A 17,682-nucleotide genomic window follows, 5' to 3' on the forward strand; every position below is an offset into this window, starting at 1 on the left:
CACCTTCGCTTCACCCCTCGCCCTGCTCGATCGGCTGTCCGCTCGCCTCGCGCCACCCGGCATCGCCGAACGGCTGCGTCCAGTAGCGATCGAACCAGCGCTGCAACCAGGCATCGTCGCCGACGAAGGCGCCGCGCTGCGACGACAGGTCGAGCTTCAGCTTGTCGCGCGCCACGCCGTTGCCCACTTCGCTGGCCACCGCGGTGCGCGAAGCGGCGATCAGGTGGATCAGCTGCCGCACGTAGCGGTCGTCGCGCATCGCCGCACCGTGCCCGGGCAGCCACAGCGCCGGGTGGCGGTCGTCCAGCGCCTGCAGCGCGCGCTGCCAGTCCGCCGGATAGACGTTGAAGCCGAACGGTATCGGCGCGACCACGAGGTCGCCGGAGGCCATCACGCGCTGCCGGGGTAGCCAGGCCACCAGGTCGCCGTCGGTGTTGCCGCGGCCGGGATGCAGCAGTTCCACCGGCCGCTTGGCGTCTTCAAGCACGAGCCGATCGTCGAACGTGCGCGTCGGCAGCACCAGGTACATGCCGCGCGTGTCGATCCGGTACTGCTGGAACAGGCGCTGCGATCGCTCGAAGCCGCGACGCTCGACGCTGCCCAGTTCGGGCTTGGCCAGGGTGTCGCGCAGGAAACGATCGATGCCGTCGAGGCGCTGGTCGAACGCCGCCTGCAACGCGGCATCGGGCGCTCCCTTCGGGTAGGCGCGCATCGATTTGCCGGCGAGATGGCCGGCGGTGGTCGCGGTGGCGATCACTTCAAGCTTCGGCCAGCGTTGCGCGATCGCCGACAGGCCCAGCACGTGGTCGCCATGCCAGTGGCTCAGCGCCACGGCCTTCACCGGCTTGTCACTCACCGTGGCCAGCAGTTCGACGATGCGCCGCCCGGCCCCCGGCGAGCCGCCGCTGTCGACCAGCACCAGGCCGTCGCTCTGCTCGATCACGACGACATTGCCGACCGGCTGGATATGGAACGGCTGCGGCTGCGCGATCAGCCAGAGGCCGTCGCCGACGCGGGTGATCTGCTGGAAGTAGCCGTCGTCGGGCGCGGGCAGCGAGGGCGTCGGCGCCGCTGCGGGTGCCGCCATCGCGGCGGGCGCCAACAGCGCCGCCAGCAGGCCGGTCAGCAGTTTCATCGCAGCCACCTCCGGGGGACTGGCCGCCACGCTAGGCTTCGGCCAGCGTGGCTTCGCGTCCCGGAGGTCATCCCCACCAGCGGCACGGCGTGCCGGCGCGGTGGGTCAGGTCGCCGTGATCAGTCCGCCGGCACCGTCCGCCCGTTCGCCCACTCGCGCAGCTGCTGCACCTGCTCGGCCATCAGCACCGACAGCGGCCGCGTCTGCTTGAGCTCCGCGCGCAGGGTGAAGTCGCTGAGCGGCGCCTTCGCCGCGTGCGCGGCGTAGAGCGCGGCGACGATCGCCTGCTCGATCTCGGCACCGGAGAACCCATCGCTGGAGGCGACCAGCGAGGCCAGGTCGAAGCTCGACGGTTCCAGCTTGCGCCGGCGCAGGTGCAGGGCGAACAGCTGCTCGCGTGCCGCCGCGTCGGGCAGGTCGATGAAGAAGATCTCGTCGAAACGGCCCTTGCGCAGCAGTTCCGGCGGCAGCGCGTCGATCTGGTTGGCGGTGGCGACCAGGAACACGCGCGACTTGCGTTCGGCCATCCAGGTCAGCAGGTAGCCCAGCACCCGGCGCGAGACGCCGCCGTCGGCGTCGCCGCCATCGCTGGCCAGGCCTTTCTCGATCTCGTCGATCCACAGCACGCACGGTTCCAGCTGCTCGGCCGAACTCAGCGCGGCGCGCAGGTTCTTCTCGGTCTCGCCATGGAACTTGTCGTAGAGGGTGCCGAAATCCAGCCGCACCAGCGGCACGCCGAACCCGGCCGCGACCGCCTTGGCCAGCATCGACTTGCCGCAACCCTGCACGCCCAGCAGCAACACGCCCTTCGGCGGATCGAGCCCGGGCGGAGCGTCGCCACTGGTGAACACGCCACGGCGCTGCTCGATCCAGCGCTTGAAGCGGCGCGCGCCGGCCACGTCGTCCATGCGTGCGCTGTCGTACTCGTAATGCAGGTGGCCGCTGCGGTTGAGCAGCTCGAACTTCAGCTTGGCCAGCTGCGGCAGGTCGCCCGGGCCGAGCGCGCCATCGTCGTGGATGAGGTGGCGGGTGATGCGGCGCGCATCGATCGGGTCGAGGCCGCGCAGGTTGCGCACGATCTGCTGCACCGTCTCGGCATCGGCCTCGACCCGGCGCCCGCCGTGCTCGCGCGTGTAGGCCTCGGCCTCCTCGCGTACCAGCTTGAGCAGGGCGTTGGCGTCGGGCAGGCGCGGGGTGAAGCGGACGGCGAGGGCATCGAGCTCGGGCGGCAGTTCGACCTTGTGCCCGACCAGCACCAGCACGTGCGGCTGGCAGTCGCGGCGCTGGATGATGTCGCGCATCAGCCGTTGCGTGCTGGCGTAGCCCAGGTAGGGATGGATATCGAGCAGCACGTAGATGCCGCGCTGGGTGGCATCGCGGATCGCGTGCAGGGTGGTGGATGCATCGGGCGCGACCTCGGGCGGGTCTTCCTTGTCCAGGTCGATGCGGCGCAGCCCCTCGGTGATCGACCAGCGGTGCAGCGCGCGCCACACCTGCATCAGGGCCTGGCGGAACAGTTCCACCACCCGCGCTTCGTCACGGGTCTCGATCACGATCAAGGGCGTGTTTGCGCGGATCAGCGCGGTCAGGTCCTGCAGTTCACTCATTGCGCGCGCATGTCCGGCCATCCGTGTATGGGTTGATGATAACCAACCGCAGCGCTTCCGCCGTGCCCGGGGCGATACGTGTGTGGGACGATGTCCGCCCGACCGCACCGAAGCAGGCACGGAACACTCATGGCCTTCGACGCCTTCGCCCTGATCCTGGCGATGCTGGTGCTGGGCTACCTGTTCCAGCGCCTGCGCGCGTTGCCGGCCGACGCGGCGCGCACCCTCAACCTGGTGGTGCTGTACGTCTGCCTGCCGGCCGCGGTGCTGCGCTATGCGCCGCGCCTGCAACTGGAGCCGGCGCTGCTGGCCGTCGCCGCGGTGCCGTGGCTGCTGCTCGGCGCGACCGTGCTGGTGGTGGGCCTGCTGTCGCGATGGCTTCGCCTGCGCCGCGACGAGCATGCCGTGCTGCTGCTCACCGTCGCCCTGGGCAACACCAGTTTCCTCGGCTACCCGCTGACGCGGGCGCTGATCGGCGAGTCCGCGCTGCCTTACGCCGTGGTCTACGACCAGTTCGGCGTGTTCCTGATGCTGTCGACGTTCGGGCTGTGGGTGCTGGCGCACTACGGTGGCGAGCACACGCCGAGCGCACGCGACATGGCGCTGCGGGTGTTGAAGTTCCCGCCGCTGTGGGCGCTGGTCGTCGGCTTCACGGTGATGCCCGAACACCCGCCGGCCTGGATCGAAGGCGGCCTGCAGCGCTTGTCGGAGGCGCTGTTGCCGCTGGCGATGCTGACGATAGGGCTGTCGGTGCGGCTGACCCTGCCGCGGGACGAACTCAAGCCACTCGCCGTCGGCCTGGCCTTGAAGCTCGCGCTGATGCCGGCATTGGCGCTGCTGATCGTCCCGCTGCTCGGCCTGCAGGGCGAGATGGCGCGCGCGACCGTGCTTGAATCGGCGATGCCGCCGATGGTCACCGCCGGTGCGCTGGCGATCGGCCACGGCCTGGCGCCGCGCCTGGCGGCGGCGATGGTCGGTTACGGTGTGTTGCTGTCGCTGCTGACGTTACCGCTGTGGGCGCAATGGGGAGCCTGAGGATGGCGAAGCACTGGAACGGGTGCGGTTGGATCGCAATGGCCATCGCACTGGCCTGCCTTGCTGGTTGCGGAAAGGCGGAGCGGGAGCCGACGTCTCAGGCGAACTCCCCAGCAAGCGAAACAGCCACGCGCGTCGATGCTTCGCCGCGACCGGCACTACGCCGGGCGATGCGCCCCGCACATTTGCCGCCCAGTCCCGCGGAGTGGGCCGCGTTGAAACAGTGGAACGCGGAGCTGGGAGAGGCGCTTGCGAAGTGGTTGGCGGCCCGGCCTGATGACGCCGAATCCGCGCTGGCCGCGGGCCTCATGGCACCGCTGCTGGCGGCCGACGGGACCGCGCCCGAAGACATCAGTGACCGCGTCGCCGCCGCGCTGGGTGAGGCCGGCCGTTTGCGGCCCGACGACCCCGGCATCGCCTGGCTGGAGGCCATGCGCTGCCCACCCGGCTCGACCCTGTGTGATCGCACGTCGGCCCTGCAGCGGCTCATGCGCCTGGATGCCGACAATGCCGAGGTCTGGATGGTCGCGGCGGAGCGCGCGTACCAGGACGGCGACATGGCCGCTTTCGACGAGTATCTGCATCTCGCGGCGCAGGCAAGCCATTACGACAGCCGCTACGACACGGGTGCGAAGCTCCTCGCCGACTTGCTGGCATCGATGCCATTGCCGCCACGGTCGCCGCAAGCCGATCGGACTTTGCGGAACATCGCCGACCTGGACGGCAGCCCTGCGCTGTCCGACGCAGACTTTTCGACCGTGCTGGCGTCCTTGCACGACCCCGGCGTGGGCGACCTGCCCTCGTTCTCGCCGCTGACTCGCGCCTGCCGCCCACCGCTGCCAGTGTCCCGCCGGCGCGACTGCATGGGCACGTCGACGCGAATGGCCGAGGCCGACATCCTCCTGGCCCGGGTGATGGGCGTCTACCAGATGGTCGTTCTCACCGTTGGCACGCCCGCCAACCGTTACTGGCGCGAACGCCTGCGGCAGGAGAAATGGTTGTTGTCCGTGGGCGCACGCTTCCCCGGCCAGAAAGGGCCGGACCGCGCCCGGGCTGTATGGCAACTCGGCGAAGCCCCCGCCCTGCAGGCCTGGCTCAAGGCCAACGACCACGCCATGCCGCCCGGCTGGCTGCCGGACGACCCCCGCCAGCGCGACCTGATCACCCTCGGACCTTCCGGCTGAGCCCGCCGCCGCGATGGTTTCGCCGCAGCGGGCCGGTGTACGCTGCGGCTTCCATCCAGAGGGAGTTCGCATGAAGACCGTACTGGTGGCCAGTTCCAAGGGTGGCGTCGGCAAGACCACGATCGCCACCCATATCGCCGCGCAATCGGCCATCGACGGCCTGCGTACCGCGCTGGTCGACGCCGACCCGCAAGAGTCCTCCACCCGTTGGGCCCAGCGCCGCGCATTGCTCGACAGTGCCGTGCTGCCGCTCGACGGCACCCGCCGCAAGGCTTGGCGCAAGCAGCTGCCCGATGACACCCAGCGCCTGGTGATCGACGCACCTGCCGGCGCGATGGCAGACGATCTCGACAGCTTCCTCGAGCACGCCGATGCCGTCCTGGTGCCGGTGCAGCCGTCGGCGCTGGACATCGACGCGACCGTGCCGTTCCTGGATTCGCTGGCCCGGCACCCGCGGGTGCGCAAGGGTTCGCTCCGCGTCGGCCTGGTCGGCAACAAGATCAAGCCCTGGACCAACGCCTCGCAGCATGCGCTGGAACTGCTCGCGGCCTGGCCGTACCCGGTGGTGGCGCAGCTGCGCGACAGCCAGGCCTACGTGGTGCTGACCGGGCTGGGCAAGAGCCTGTTCGACTACCACTCGGCGCAGGTGCGCGAGCACCAGGACGACTGGCAGCCCTTGTTGAAGTGGTTGAAGAAAGCGTGACGACCGCGCAGTCCAGCGTGGTCAATCAGTGCGGCATCACGCCGGTCGAGGATAATGTTGCTCGATCCTGCCCTCCCTCGGTCCAGACGCGAAAAGGTAGCAACGCGAATGCGTGAATTGATCCTGCTGCGCCATGCCCACGCCGAACCGGCCGGTAACGGCCAGGCCGACCTGGACCGCCCGCTCTCGGCCGAGGGGCTGGCCGAGGCCGAAGCCGCCGGCCGCTGGCTGGCGGCCAACAAGATGGTGCCCGACTGCGTGCTGTGCTCGCCCTCGCGGCGCACACGCGAAACCCTCGAGGCGGTGCTGGGCGCGATCGGCTACGTCGACCAGCGCATCGAACCGTCGATCTACGAGGCGACGCCGGGCACGCTGATCGCCCTGGCCGATGCCCACGGCGAGTCCGAACGGCTGATGGTCGTCGGCCACAACCCCGGGCTGGAACGGCTGGCCGCGCTGCTCCACAGCGGCCAGTCCGGCGATTACCGCGGCATGCCTCCGGGCGGGATCGCGGTGCTGAGCGTGCCAGCGCAGACCAGCCTCGAACCGGGAGTGGCCCAGCTCAGCGCTTTCTGGTGGCCGTGACAACGAGTTCGCGATGCGCCCCGGTGGCGCTGCTGTGCTGTGTGCTGTTGTCGTGCCTGTTGCCGGGCCCGCCTGTGCTGGCCCGCCAGTCCGTCGCTTCCGCTGCCCCGGCTCCGGCCCCCGTGCGGGCGGCGTCGGTGGAGGCGTTCGATCCGCGCTTCACCCGCTTCGGCTTCGAGCTGCGCACGCGCTGGGGACAGCGCGTGGTCGGCATGTTTCCCCAGTACGAGGGTGAAGTGACGCTGTTGCCGGACGGACGCCACACGGTCCGGATCGTGCTGCGCACCGGCGGCGTCGAAGTCGCCGGATCCGCGCGCTATACCGCGATGGCGCGGGGGCCGAGCTTCTTCGATTCGGCGCACCACCCGTTGATCGAGTTCGAATCCGACCCGCACCCGGAGCCGCTGATCCGCACCGGCGGTCGCCTGCGCGGTCGCCTGACCATGCACGGGGTCAGCCGCGTCGAAACCTTCTACCTGGCGCCGGCCGTGTGCGACCGGCCCGGCAAGGACTGCGATGTCGTCGCCAGCGGCAGCATCAGCCGCGCCGATTACGACCTCAATGGCTGGCAGCTGGCGCTGACCGACACGGTCCGCTTCAACATGCGCGTGCGCGTGATCGAGGCGCGCTGATGCAAGTGCTCGTGAAGTCCGTGCCCTGGCGATTGGCCGTGGTGGTGCTGGCGCTGGCCGTGTCCGGCTGCGCCTCGCTGTCCAACGCCCAGCGCGACCGCGCCAGCGCGATGGTCGCCGCGGCGCGCCCCACCCGGGTCGACTGCGTCCGCGAAGACGCCTGCGCGCAGCCTTCGCCGCTGCGCCAGCTGGCCTCGCGCGCCTTCGCCGAATCGACCGCGAAGGCACCGCGCCATTACGCGCTGATCATCGACGTCGGCCCGGACGCATTGCTCGCGCGCATCAACCTGATCCGCAGCGCCACCACCGCCATCGACCTGCAGACCTACATCTTCGACGAGGACGATGCCGGCCGGCTGGTGATGGAGGAACTGATCGCCGCCGCCGAACGCGGCGTGCGCGTGCGCGTGCTGATCGACCAGTTGTCGGCACTCAAGCATGTCGACACGCTGGCCGCGCTAGCCGCCGCCCACAAGAATTTCGAGCTGCGCCTGTACAGCCCCGTGCTCGGCCGTGCCCAGACCAGCTACCCGCAGTACGCGCTGGCCGCGGCGTGCTGCTGGAACAAGCTCAACCAGCGCATGCACACCAAGTTGCTGCTCATCGATGGCGCCGTCGGCATCACCGGTGGCCGCAACTACCAGGACGACTATTACGACTGGGACAAGGAATACAACTTCCGCGACCGCGACCTGCTCGTCGCCGGCCCGGTCGCGCACGTGATGGGCGAGGACTTCGCGCTGTTCTGGAACGATCGCCGCAGCGTCCCGGTCGAGCGCCTCAACGACGTCGGCGAGCGCCTGCTGCACGTCGGTGTCCCGCCCTTGCCGACGCCGGTGTACGACCATCCCGAGCGCGCGCAGGCGATGCGCCGCGACGCCGCCGATGCCGCCGTGGTCCAGCAGCGCCTGGCCGCGCAGGCACTGCCGGTGGGGCAGGTGCGTTACATCTCCGACACGCCAGAAAAGCACCACAGCAACGGCGCCACGCAGGAAGCGGTGGCGTCGGGATCGCTGCGCGAGCTGATCGAGTCGGCGCGCAAGGAAGTGCTGCTGCAGACCCCGTACCTGGTGCTGTCGGACGCGGCACAGGAGATGTTCCGCCAGATGCACCAGCGCCCGCGCGAAGAGCGGCCGACGGTGATCATCTCGACCAACAGCCTGGCGGCGACGGACGCCTTCATCGCCTACGCGCTGTCGTACAAGTACAAGCGCCGCTACCTGCGCGAGTTCGGCTTCAACATCTTCGAGTACAAGCCCTTCCCGCGCGACGCGCCGATCGACGTCACCACCACCGGCGCGACCCTGCCGGCGTTCGACGATGCCGGCGGTCCTGCCGCGGCGGCGGCAAGCGACACCGACACCGACGACGATGCCGATCCGTCGTCGCTCGAGCCAGGCCGGGCGCTGACCGACGAGACCATCGAGCCACCGTCGTCGCACGGCTCGGCCACGCCACAGGAAACGCACCGCGAACTGCGCGAGCGCTATGACCGCCGCAGCGCGGTCGAGCGCGAGCAGTACCGCCGAGCGTTGTCCCGCGAGTACACCGCGTTGCGCTACGGCTCGCGAAAGGCCAACCAGCCGGTGCCGCTCGAGCGCGCCGGCGTGCGCATCGGCATGCACGCCAAGTCGATGGTGATCGACGAGAAGATCGGCGTGGTCGGTACCCACAACTTCGATCCGCGCGGCGACCACTACAACACCGAGAGCGCGGTGGTGATCGAGGACGTGGCGTTCGCCCAGGCGCTGGCGCAGAGCATCCGTCGCGACATGGAACCGGCCAACTCGTGGGTGATCGCGCGGCGCGACAAGCCGCCGGTGTTCTCCGGCCTGGACTATTCGATCGGCAAGATGTTCGAGGCGATGCCGATTTTCGACCTGTGGCCGATGCGCTACGCCACCAGCTACGAGTTCGTGCCCGGGCCGGAGTGCCCGCAGCCGTTGCTGCCGAGCGACCCGGGGTTTCGCGCCTGCTACCAGCCGGTCGGGGACTTCCCGGAGGTGTCGGTGGGGTTCAAGGGGATCACGACGCGGATCTTTACGGCGTTCGGGGCGGGGTTGGCGCCGATTCTTTGAGGCTCCGGGGTCCCGGGTGCGCTTCGCTTACCCGGGCTACGGGTCCGTTTTTGCGCAGTGGCTGGTTTGGCCCCCCTGCGTGACGCCCTGTTCAGACGCCTGACCGTGACGCTCGTCACTGTCTCCGTTGGCCCGTTTCCGGGGTCCGGCGGCCCCGTCGGCGGGCCGGAGCCTTCACCCCTGCCATCAGTCATGGCAACGGTTCGCTCCAAATAGCTATCTATATCAGCAAGTTCCGGATGTGGTTGCGCTTCACCAGGTAGGTCTTCGGTGGGGTGACTTATGGCCCATGGCGGAATCGATATGGTGTTGTAGTCTACCAACACACCAAGTCACATCCCCCGCTGATCAGGACACCGCCATGAACGCCATCCGCCTCTCCTCCCTGTTTGCCAAGCCGGCCGCCCCGGCCCGCCTGACCGCCAACGTGCTCAACGCCGCCCCGGCCCGCCTGCATCGCGAACGCGATTTCGGCATCGGCTACGGCAACAGCAGTGGCTACGCCAGCAACCGCCGCTACACCTCCGAGTGGGGCCCGACGCGCTTCCGTTGCGCCTGAACCGCTACTCGCCACACCGCAAGACCTCTTCGCCAGGACCACGCCATGAACGCCTTCACCCACACCCCGACCGTCCCCGTCTCCGCTCCGCGCTCGAACGTTGTTCCGATGCCGCAGCGCCATGTTCACCGCGAACGTGACTTCGGCGTCGGCTACGGCAACAGCAGCGGTTATGCCACCAACCGCCACTACGCCCAGGACTGGATGCAGCCGCGCTTCCGTTGCGCGTGATCCGAGCGAAGAACCCACCGGATGAACGTATCGAATGACGCTGTCGCTGTAACGGCAGTACCCGCACCACCGCTCCATACAACGCATCTCTCACTTCCCCCTGGCCCGGGGTCGGCTCGTCGGACTCTCTCCGTGGCGACGCGCCGTCCACCGGGCCGATTTTTTTCTTCGCATTCCTGCTGACCGCATCCGCGCACCGGGCCGCCGCCACGGCTGGCCGCCACCGCCCACGCTGGGCTAAGGTTGCGCGATGAGCGACGTCACCCCCCCAGCGCCGCAGCGCTCGCCGTTCCGCGGCACCACCGTCCCCGCCGACCTCAACGCGCTGTCCAGGGGCACCGCGATGGAACCGCTCGGCATCGTCTTCACCGAGATCGGCCACGACTTCGTCCGCGGCACCATGCCGGTCGACGAACGCACCCGCCAGCCGTACGGCCTGCTGCATGGCGGCGCTTCGGTGCTGCTCGCCGAGACCCTGGGCAGCAGCGCCGGCAACCTGTGCGTCGGCGACGACGAGGTCTGTGTCGGCATCGAGATCAACGCCAACCACCTGCGCGCCGCGCGCGATGGCGTGGTGACCGGCACGGCGCGACCGATCCACATCGGTGCCCGCACCCAGGTCTGGGACATCCGCATCGAAGACGAGCGCGGCCGCCTGGTCTGCATCTCGCGCCTGACCCTGGCGGTGGTCGCCCGCACCTAGCTCCACCGTCATCCCGGCGTACGCCGGGATCCGTCACCGTCATCCCGGCGTACGCCGGAATCCACTTTGACGTTGCCGTTGCCGTTGCCGTTGCTCCTGCTCCGTTGGGCGTCGTCCGCCGGGCCGGGGATTGCTCCGCCCCTTCGTTCGGACATCCTGTCCGAAGGCAGGGCGTGGGCCATCCATGGCCCACTGCGGATCAATCCCCGGCCCGTCGAACGCCGCTCCGGCATTTCATTGCCCGGTCTTCGTCCGAAAGCCGTCATTCCCGCGAAGGCGGGAACCCAAGGACGTTGCTTCTGGCTTGGTGTTGAGGACACCCCACCTGGCCCGCGCCTACAACGCAAAGACCACCGCCCCACCTACCATGGGTTGATTGACGCAACCCGCCAATGGGCCGCAGTCTTGCCCCGCCAGCGAAAGCGCCTGGCGTGGGGATCATGGAGACGGCCTTGGACACAGCAGTACGTGCGGTGCGCCCGCGGAAGAACGGCATCCTGGCAGGACTGATCGCAGTGGGCCTGGTGACAGGCACCGGCGTCGTCGTCGCCGCTGACGGCAGCATCCACCCCGAGCTGTGGCCGAAGGTGGCGCGCGCGCTGCCCGTCGACCGCGCCATGGAGCGCCGCATCGACCGCCTGCTGGCGTCGATGACGCTCGAAGAGAAGGTCGGGCAGGTCGTCCAGGGCGACATCACCGCCATGACGCCGGACGACGTCCGCAAATATCGCATCGGCTCCGTCCTCGCCGGCGGCAACTCCGACCCGGGCGCCAAGTACAACGCCCCGCCCGCTGACTGGCTGGCGCTGGCCGACGCGTATTACGAAGCGTCGATGGACACCAGCGGCGGTGGCAAGGCCATCCCGATCGTGTTCGGCATCGACGCCGTGCATGGCCAGAGCAACATCGTCGGCGCCACCGTGTTCCCGCACAACATCGGCTTGGGCGCCGCGCGCGACCCGGCGCTGATCCGCGAGATCGGCCGCGTCACCGCGATCGAGACGCGCGCCACCGGCATGGAGTGGACGTTCGCGCCGACCGTGGCGGTGCCGCAGGACGACCGCTGGGGCCGCTCGTACGAAGGCTATTCCGAACAACCGCAGCTGGTGGCGTCGTACTCCGCGGCGATGGTCGAAGGCCTGCAGGGCATCCCGGGCAAGCCCGGGTTCCTCGACGGCCAGCACGTGATCTCCTCGGTCAAGCATTACGTCGGTGACGGTGGCACGGACGGCGGCAAAGACCAGGGCGACAACCTGTCGAGCGAGGAAGTACTGCGCGATGTCCACGCCGCCGGTTATCCGCCGGCGATTGCGGTGGGTGCGCAGGCGGTGATGACGTCCTTCAGCAGCTGGCAGGGCATCAAGCTCGCCGCGCACGAGGGCCTGATCACCGAGGTGCTGAAGAAGCGCATGAACTTCGATGGTTTCGTCGTCACCGACTGGAATGCCCACGGCCAGGTCCCGGGCTGCAGCAACGACGGTTGCCCGGCGGTGATCGCCGCCGGCATCGACATGGTGATGGCGCCCGATACCTGGAAGGCGGTGTACGAAAGCACGCTCGCCGCGGCCCGCAGTGGCGAACTGCCGATGGCGCGCCTGGACGATGCCGTGCGTCGCGTGTTGCGGGTGAAGTTCCGCCTGCACCTGTTCGATGCCGGCAAGCCGTCGCAGCGTCCCCTCGGTGGCAAGTTCGAACTGCTCGGCGCCCCGGACCATCGCGCGATCGCACGCCAGGCCGTGCGCGAATCGCTGGTGCTGCTCAAGAACGCCGACCATCTGCTGCCGCTCGATCCCAAGCGCAACGTGCTCGTCGCCGGCGACGGCGCCAACGACATGGGCAAGCAGAGTGGCGGCTGGACCCTCAACTGGCAGGGCGTGGGCAGCACGCGCGCCGACTTCCCCAATGGCCAGACCATCTGGGAAGGCCTCGACAGCGCCGTGCGCAGTGCCGGTGGCCACGCCGAGCTGGCGATCGATGGCCGCTACACGCGCAAGCCCGACGCCGCCATCGTGGTGTTCGGCGAGGATCCCTACGCCGAGTTCCAGGGCGACATCCCGACACTCTGGTACAAGCCCGGCGACGATCGTGACCTCGAACTGATCAAGCGCCTGAAGGCCGAAGGCATCCCGGTGGTGGCGGTGTTCCTCAGTGGACGGCCGCTGTGGATGAACCGCGAGATCAACGCCGCCGATGCCTTTGTCGCCGCCTGGCTGCCGGGCAGCGAGGGCGGCGGTGTCGCCGACGTGTTGCTGGCCGGAAACAACGGCAAGCCTGCGCACGACTTCAAGGGCAAGCTGAGCTTCTCCTGGCCGCGTCGCGCCGACCAGTACGCCAACAACGTCGGCCAGGCCGACTACTCGCCGCAGTTCGCCTTCGGCCATGGCCTGACCTACGGCGACGACGGCAACCTGGCGAAGCTGTCGGAAGAGCCGGGCGTCTCGGCGGCGATGGGACGTCCGGGCGTGTACTACGCGCGCGGCGTGCTGACGCCGGGCGTCACGATGCGCCTGCAGGGTGCGACTGGTGCCGCCGCCGACGCGCCGTCGTTGCCGGCCGCGTCCGCCGACGGCAGCGTCAAGGTGCGTGGCGTCGATCACCTCGCGCAGGAAGACGCGCGCCGCATCGAGTGGTCCGGTGCCGGTGCCGCCACCGTGTCGCTGCAGTCCGATGCCGCCAAGGACCTCGTCCGCGAGACCAACGGCGACGTGATGCTGGTGCTGACCCTGCGCGTGGATTCGCCGGCGCAGGGCGATGTCGCCATCGGCGTGGGCTGCGGCCCGGGCTGCGGCGCGACGCTGCCGCTTGCCGACACGCTGGCCGGGCTCGCGCCGGCGAAGTGGACCACGCTGGGCATTCCGCTCAAGTGCTTCCAGGCCGCCGGTGCCGACATGAGCAAGATCGACACGCTGCTGACGCTGAAGGCGAAGGGCCCCAGGCAGCTGTCGCTGTCGAAGGTTTCGCTGGGTGCACAGGGCGATGCGGAAAAGGTGATGGCCTGCGCGCTGAAGTAAACCTTTCGCGCATCTGATCGATGCGGGAGCCGGTGACCTGGCTCCTGCATCGAACGCGGCGGCCATTCATCGCCGCAACATCCACCCACGTATGGCGAATCAGCGCTGGCCGCAGCGACATCGCTTCGGTATCGTGCCATCAATGAATGCGCCGTCCCCCCATGCCGGCGCGACGGCGCCGACCGCGGCGCCCGCCGCGCGCGTCCTCCGTTACCTCGTCCGCGTGCCGCTGCTGCTGTGGCACATCGTCGTCGACCTGCCGCTGGTGCTGCTGCTCGGCACGCCGCTGACCGCTGGCGTGCGCGTCGGCAACGAGCGCCTGGACCATCGCGCGATCCGCGCCTGGTCGGCCGGCCTGATGTGGATCTTCGGCTTCCGCCTGCGCCGTGTCGGTGAACCGTTGCAGGGCGCGGCGATGTTCGTCGCCAACCACGTCAGCTGGATCGACATCGAAACCCTGCACAGCCAGCGCATGATGGGCTTCGTCGCCAAGCGCGAGATCGAAGGCTGGCCGCTGGTCGGTTGGCTGGCCGCACGCGGCGAAACCATCTTCCATTCCCGCGGCAGCACCGAATCGCTCGGCGGCGTGCTGCACGAGATGCTGGCGCGCCTGCGCGCCGGGCGCTCGGTCGGCGTGTTCCCCGAAGGCGGCACGCGCGGCGGCCGCGAGATCGGCCCGTTCCATGCGCGCATCTTCCTGGCCGCGGTCGAGGCCGGTGTGCCGGTGCAGCCGGTGGCGCTGCGCTATGGCGAAGGCGGCAGCGCCCAGCACATCGTCGCGTTCCAGCCGGGCGAGAGCTTCCTGGGCAACTTCGTGCGCCTGCTCGGTGAGCCGGCGCGGCTGGCCGAGGTGCATTTCCTCGCGCCGATCGCCCCGGGCGAGGCCGACGGACGTCGCCGCATCGCCGATCTGGCCCGATCGCGCATTGTCGAGGCCATGACGGCTTGAGTTCTACGTTCCCATCGTCATGGCATTCGTAAATTAGTGGGCGCACTCGAATTCAGATGGCTATGGTCCGAGGCATGCTGACTGCCGCCGACTACCGACCGCCCCGCTGGCTGCGCAACGCGCACGTCCAGTCGGCGCTCGGTTCCAGCTCGCTGCGCCGGCGCCATGGCGAGCGCAGCCTGGCCGAACTGGGCGCGGTCAGCACCGAGCACCTCATCGACGCCGGCGATGCCCGCCTGCATGGCCTGCACAGCGTCATGCCCGACCGCGAGTCGCGCGGCCTGGTGCTGCTGCTGCACGGCTGGGAGGGCAGCGTCGACTCCAGCTACATGCGCCTGACCGCGGTGCAACTGCTGCGTGCCGGCTTCGAGGTGTTCCGCCTCAACTTCCGCGACCACGGCAACACCCACCACCTCAACGAAGGCCTGTTCCACTCCAACCGCATCGACGAGGTCGTGCGCGCGGCGGTGGAAGTGTCCCGGCGCTTCCCGGGCCGGCCGATGGCCGTGGCCGGCTATTCGCTCGGCGGTAACTTCGCCCTGCGCCTGGCGCTGCGCGCGCCGGCGGCGGGGCTGGACCTCGTCCACGTCGCATCGGTGTGCCCGGTGCTGGATCCGGCGCGGACGATGGAGTCGATGGAGAACGGCCTGCCGGTCTACCTGTGGTACTTCGAGCGCAAGTGGCGCGACTCGCTGGCGCGCAAGCGCGAACTGTTCCCGCAGATCCACGCCTTCGACGACCAGGTGCTGGGCCTGCGCATGCGTCCGCTGACGCAATGGATGGTCGAGCGCCACACCGAATTCGGCACGCTCGAGCGCTACTTCGACGGTTACTCGATCGCCGGCGACCGCCTGTCGGCCCTGCAGGTGCCGGCCAGCATCCTGATGGCGCAGGACGACCCGGTCATCCCGGTCGACGGTTTCCACTCGCTGACCCTGCCCGGGACCGCGCAGCTGGAGATCGCGCCGTGGGGCGGCCATTGCGGCTTCCTCGAGAGCGCCAGCCTGGACGGCTTCGCCGAGCGCTGGATCGCCCAGCGCATGGTCGACGCCGCCGGCTGAGCCCCGGGCGGGGTTCCAGAACCCCCAAACACCTTGAAACCCCGTGCCGCGTGCAGGGTCAGTGCGCCCGCAGCCGCTACAATCGCGGTTTCGCCTGAACCATCGAGCAGTCCATGTACGAACCGATCATTGACGCCCTGCGCCGTGGCGCGGCCAGCGAAGCGCTCGCCGCAGCGCGCGAGGCCATTGCCGCCCAGCCGCAGGACGCCAACGCGCACCGACTGCTGGCCGCGGCCCTGCGCCTGGACGGCGACCGCGACGGCGCGCTGGCCGCCATCGACCAGGCCATCGAACTGGCCCCGGAAGACGCCAACATGCACCTGGAGCGCGCCGGCCTGCTGCTGCGCGAGCGCCAGATCGACGAGGCGCAGGCCGCCCTGGCCCGCACCACCGGCCTGGACCCGAACCAGTTCCCCGCCTACATCATCCAGGCCCATCTGGCGATCGCCCGCGGCGACCTCAACGAGGCCGATCGGCTGGTCCGCACCGCCGCCCGCATCGCCCCCGAGCACCCGCACGTGGCCGCCATCGAAGGCACCCTGGCGCTGCGCCGTGGTGATGCCGACCGCGCCCTGGCGATCCTCAGCAGCGCCTCCGAACGCACCCCCGGCGACCCGCAGCTGCGCCACGCGCTCGGTTTCGCCTACCTGGGCAAGGGCCACTTCGCCTTTGCCGAACAGGCCTTCCGCGGCCTGCTCGAATCCGAACCGACCTCGCGCCCGCTGCGCCTGCTGGTCGCCGACCTGCTGCGCCGCCAGTCGCGTCCGGCCGAAGCGGCCGACGAGCTCGCCCCGCTGCTCGAAGGCGACGGCGCCACCGCCGGCATGCAGCGCCTGGTCGGCGAGCTCGAACTCGATGCCGGCCGCAACGACCGCGCGCTGTCGCTGCTCCGCCAGGCATTCCTTGCCCAGCCGCTCGACCGCCGCGCGCTGTTGGCGGTACTCGAGGCCTGGCGTCGCCTGGAACTGCTCGACGAAGCCCGCAGCACGCTCGACGGCGTCCTGCTCGACCACCCGCAGGCGCCGGACCTGTGGCGTGCGCGCCTGTTGTTCGAGGAGTTCGCCGGCGACCAGGCGCGCGACGTGATCGCGCGCTGGCGTGCAGCGATGCCCGACTACGTGCCGGCACTGGAAGCGCAGGCGACCCTGCACGACCAGACCGGCGAGCACGACCAGGCCTACGCCACCGCGCAGCGCATCACCGAGCTGCAGCCCGGCCACACCCTGGCCGAGATGCGCATCGTCGACCAGCTGCTGCGCGACGACCCCGACGCGGCGATCCTGCGCGTGGAAACGCTGCTGGCGCAGGCGCCGGACCCGAGCGTCAAGCGCAGCCTGCGGCAATTGCTCGGCCGCTGCTTCGACGCCGCCGGCCAGCCCGACGCGGCGGCCGCGACCTGGGCCGAACTGCACGCCGATGTCGTCAACGAGCGCCTGCCGCTGCCGCAGCCGGGAACGACGATCCGACCGATCACGCAATGGCCGGCAATGGCGCCGCGTCCGGAGCAGGCACCGGGCATGCTGCTGCTGTGGGGTGCACCGGGTTCGCTGGTCGAATACATCGGCGCGACCCTGAAGCACTCCGGCGGTCCGCTGTTGGTCGACCGCTTCGGCGCGCAGCCGCCGAACGATCCGATGCAGCGCTACAACACCGTGCCCGGCCTGCTCGACGGCAGCCTCGACCCGGCCTACATGGTCAGCCTGTGGCGTGCGGCCCTGCCGTCGCGCGGCATCCCGGGCGGCAGCGCCTTCGACTGGCTGCTGTGGTGGGACAACGCACTGCTGCTGGGCCTGCGCCCGCACCTGCCCGAGGCCGTGCTGATGGTGGCCGTGCGCGACCCGCGCGACATGCTGCTGGACTGGCTCGCCTTCGGTGGCCCGGTGCCGCTGGCCCTGGCCTCGCCGCTGGAAGGCGCGCGCTGGCTGGCCCAGACGATGGCCCAGGTGGCCGACCTGCACGAGCAGGACCTGTTCCCGCACCACCTGATCCGGATGGATGACGCCAACCCGACCACCGTCGCCCAGGCCATCGCCGATTCGATGGGCCTGCGCGTGGGCGTGGTCCCGCAGGAGCAGATCGGGCCGCCGCATTTCCCCGCCGGCCACTGGCGCCGGTTCCGCGATGCCATGGCCGAGGAGTTCGCGCTGCTTGCGCCGGTGGCGCAGCGCCTGGGCTACCAGGCCGAATGAAGCAGGCCGAATGAAGGCAG

General features: G+C 69.8%; 15 protein-coding genes. 13 read left to right on the plus strand and 2 right to left on the minus strand.

Annotated elements, in window-relative coordinates; genetic code table 11:
- Positions 1–10 precede the first annotated feature (10 nt).
- Both ACFOPO_RS04650 and ACFOPO_RS04655 read right to left on the minus strand, forming a co-directional pair.
- Positions 11–1,135, minus strand: a complete 1,125-nt coding sequence (locus tag ACFOPO_RS04650; RefSeq protein WP_386701409.1) for an MBL fold metallo-hydrolase — start codon at positions 1,133–1,135, stop codon at positions 11–13.
- Positions 1,136–1,254: 119 nt separating this feature from the next.
- Positions 1,255–2,742 (minus strand): AAA family ATPase, encoded by a 1,488-nt coding sequence (locus ACFOPO_RS04655; protein ID WP_386701411.1) that lies wholly within the window; start codon positions 2,740–2,742, stop codon positions 1,255–1,257.
- A 129-nt stretch (positions 2,743–2,871) separates the two neighbouring features.
- Here ACFOPO_RS04655 and ACFOPO_RS04660 point away from each other — a divergent pair, with 129 nt between their 5' ends.
- The 13 genes from ACFOPO_RS04660 to ACFOPO_RS04720 all read left to right on the plus strand — a co-directional run bounded on the left by ACFOPO_RS04660 (position 2,872) and on the right by ACFOPO_RS04720 (position 17,662).
- Entirely contained in the window at positions 2,872–3,777 is a 906-nt protein-coding gene (locus ACFOPO_RS04660) for an AEC family transporter (protein WP_386701413.1), read from the plus strand.
- Positions 3,778–3,992: 215 nt separating this feature from the next.
- The gene (locus ACFOPO_RS04665) at positions 3,993–4,961 is read left to right on the plus strand and encodes a hypothetical protein (protein ID WP_386701415.1); all 969 of its coding nucleotides are present in this window, start codon (positions 3,993–3,995) and stop codon (positions 4,959–4,961) included.
- A 70-nt stretch (positions 4,962–5,031) separates the two neighbouring features.
- Positions 5,032–5,664 carry an AAA family ATPase gene (locus ACFOPO_RS04670; RefSeq protein ID WP_386701417.1) on the plus strand — a complete coding sequence of 211 codons (633 nt, stop codon included), beginning with the start codon at positions 5,032–5,034 and terminating at the stop codon, positions 5,662–5,664.
- Between the two features lie 108 nt (positions 5,665–5,772).
- The gene (locus tag ACFOPO_RS04675; protein ID WP_386701419.1) at positions 5,773–6,249 is read left to right on the plus strand and encodes a SixA phosphatase family protein; all 477 of its coding nucleotides are present in this window, start codon (positions 5,773–5,775) and stop codon (positions 6,247–6,249) included.
- 137 nt (positions 6,250–6,386) lie between these two features.
- Positions 6,387–6,881 carry a YceI family protein gene (locus tag ACFOPO_RS04680; RefSeq protein ID WP_386701421.1) on the plus strand — a complete coding sequence of 165 codons (495 nt, stop codon included), beginning with the start codon at positions 6,387–6,389 and terminating at the stop codon, positions 6,879–6,881.
- Positions 6,881–8,959, plus strand: coding sequence for a phospholipase D family protein (locus ACFOPO_RS04685; protein WP_386701423.1), 2,079 nt, complete (start codon positions 6,881–6,883; stop codon positions 8,957–8,959). Before ACFOPO_RS04680 ends, ACFOPO_RS04685 begins: the two co-directional genes overlap by 1 nt.
- A 361-nt stretch (positions 8,960–9,320) precedes the next feature.
- Complete coding sequence (locus ACFOPO_RS04690; RefSeq protein ID WP_386701426.1) at positions 9,321–9,518, plus strand: hypothetical protein; 198 nt, start codon at positions 9,321–9,323, stop codon at positions 9,516–9,518.
- A gap of 45 nt (positions 9,519–9,563) precedes the next feature.
- Entirely contained in the window at positions 9,564–9,749 is a 186-nt protein-coding gene (locus tag ACFOPO_RS04695; RefSeq protein WP_386701428.1) for a hypothetical protein, read from the plus strand.
- 343 nt (positions 9,750–10,092) lie between these two features.
- Positions 10,093–10,452, plus strand: a complete 360-nt coding sequence (locus ACFOPO_RS04700; RefSeq protein WP_386702667.1) for a hotdog fold thioesterase — start codon at positions 10,093–10,095, stop codon at positions 10,450–10,452.
- A gap of 440 nt (positions 10,453–10,892) precedes the next feature.
- On the plus strand, positions 10,893–13,463 hold the full coding sequence (locus ACFOPO_RS04705; protein WP_386701430.1) for an exo 1,3/1,4-beta-D-glucan glucohydrolase: 2,571 nt from the start codon (positions 10,893–10,895) through the stop codon (positions 13,461–13,463).
- 142 nt (positions 13,464–13,605) lie between these two features.
- A complete protein-coding gene (locus ACFOPO_RS04710; RefSeq protein WP_386701432.1) occupies positions 13,606–14,412 on the plus strand; it encodes a lysophospholipid acyltransferase family protein in 807 nt (268 codons plus the stop codon).
- A gap of 74 nt (positions 14,413–14,486) precedes the next feature.
- The gene (locus ACFOPO_RS04715) at positions 14,487–15,473 is read left to right on the plus strand and encodes a YheT family hydrolase (protein ID WP_386701434.1); all 987 of its coding nucleotides are present in this window, start codon (positions 14,487–14,489) and stop codon (positions 15,471–15,473) included.
- Between the two features lie 113 nt (positions 15,474–15,586).
- On the plus strand, positions 15,587–17,662 hold the full coding sequence (locus tag ACFOPO_RS04720) for a tetratricopeptide repeat protein (RefSeq protein ID WP_386701436.1): 2,076 nt from the start codon (positions 15,587–15,589) through the stop codon (positions 17,660–17,662).
- Positions 17,663–17,682 lie beyond the last annotated feature (20 nt).

Origin of the sequence: Lysobacter sp. GCM10012299 (genome assembly GCF_042649405.1) — a bacterium.
Classification (GTDB): domain Bacteria; phylum Pseudomonadota; class Gammaproteobacteria; order Xanthomonadales; family Xanthomonadaceae; genus Lysobacter_J.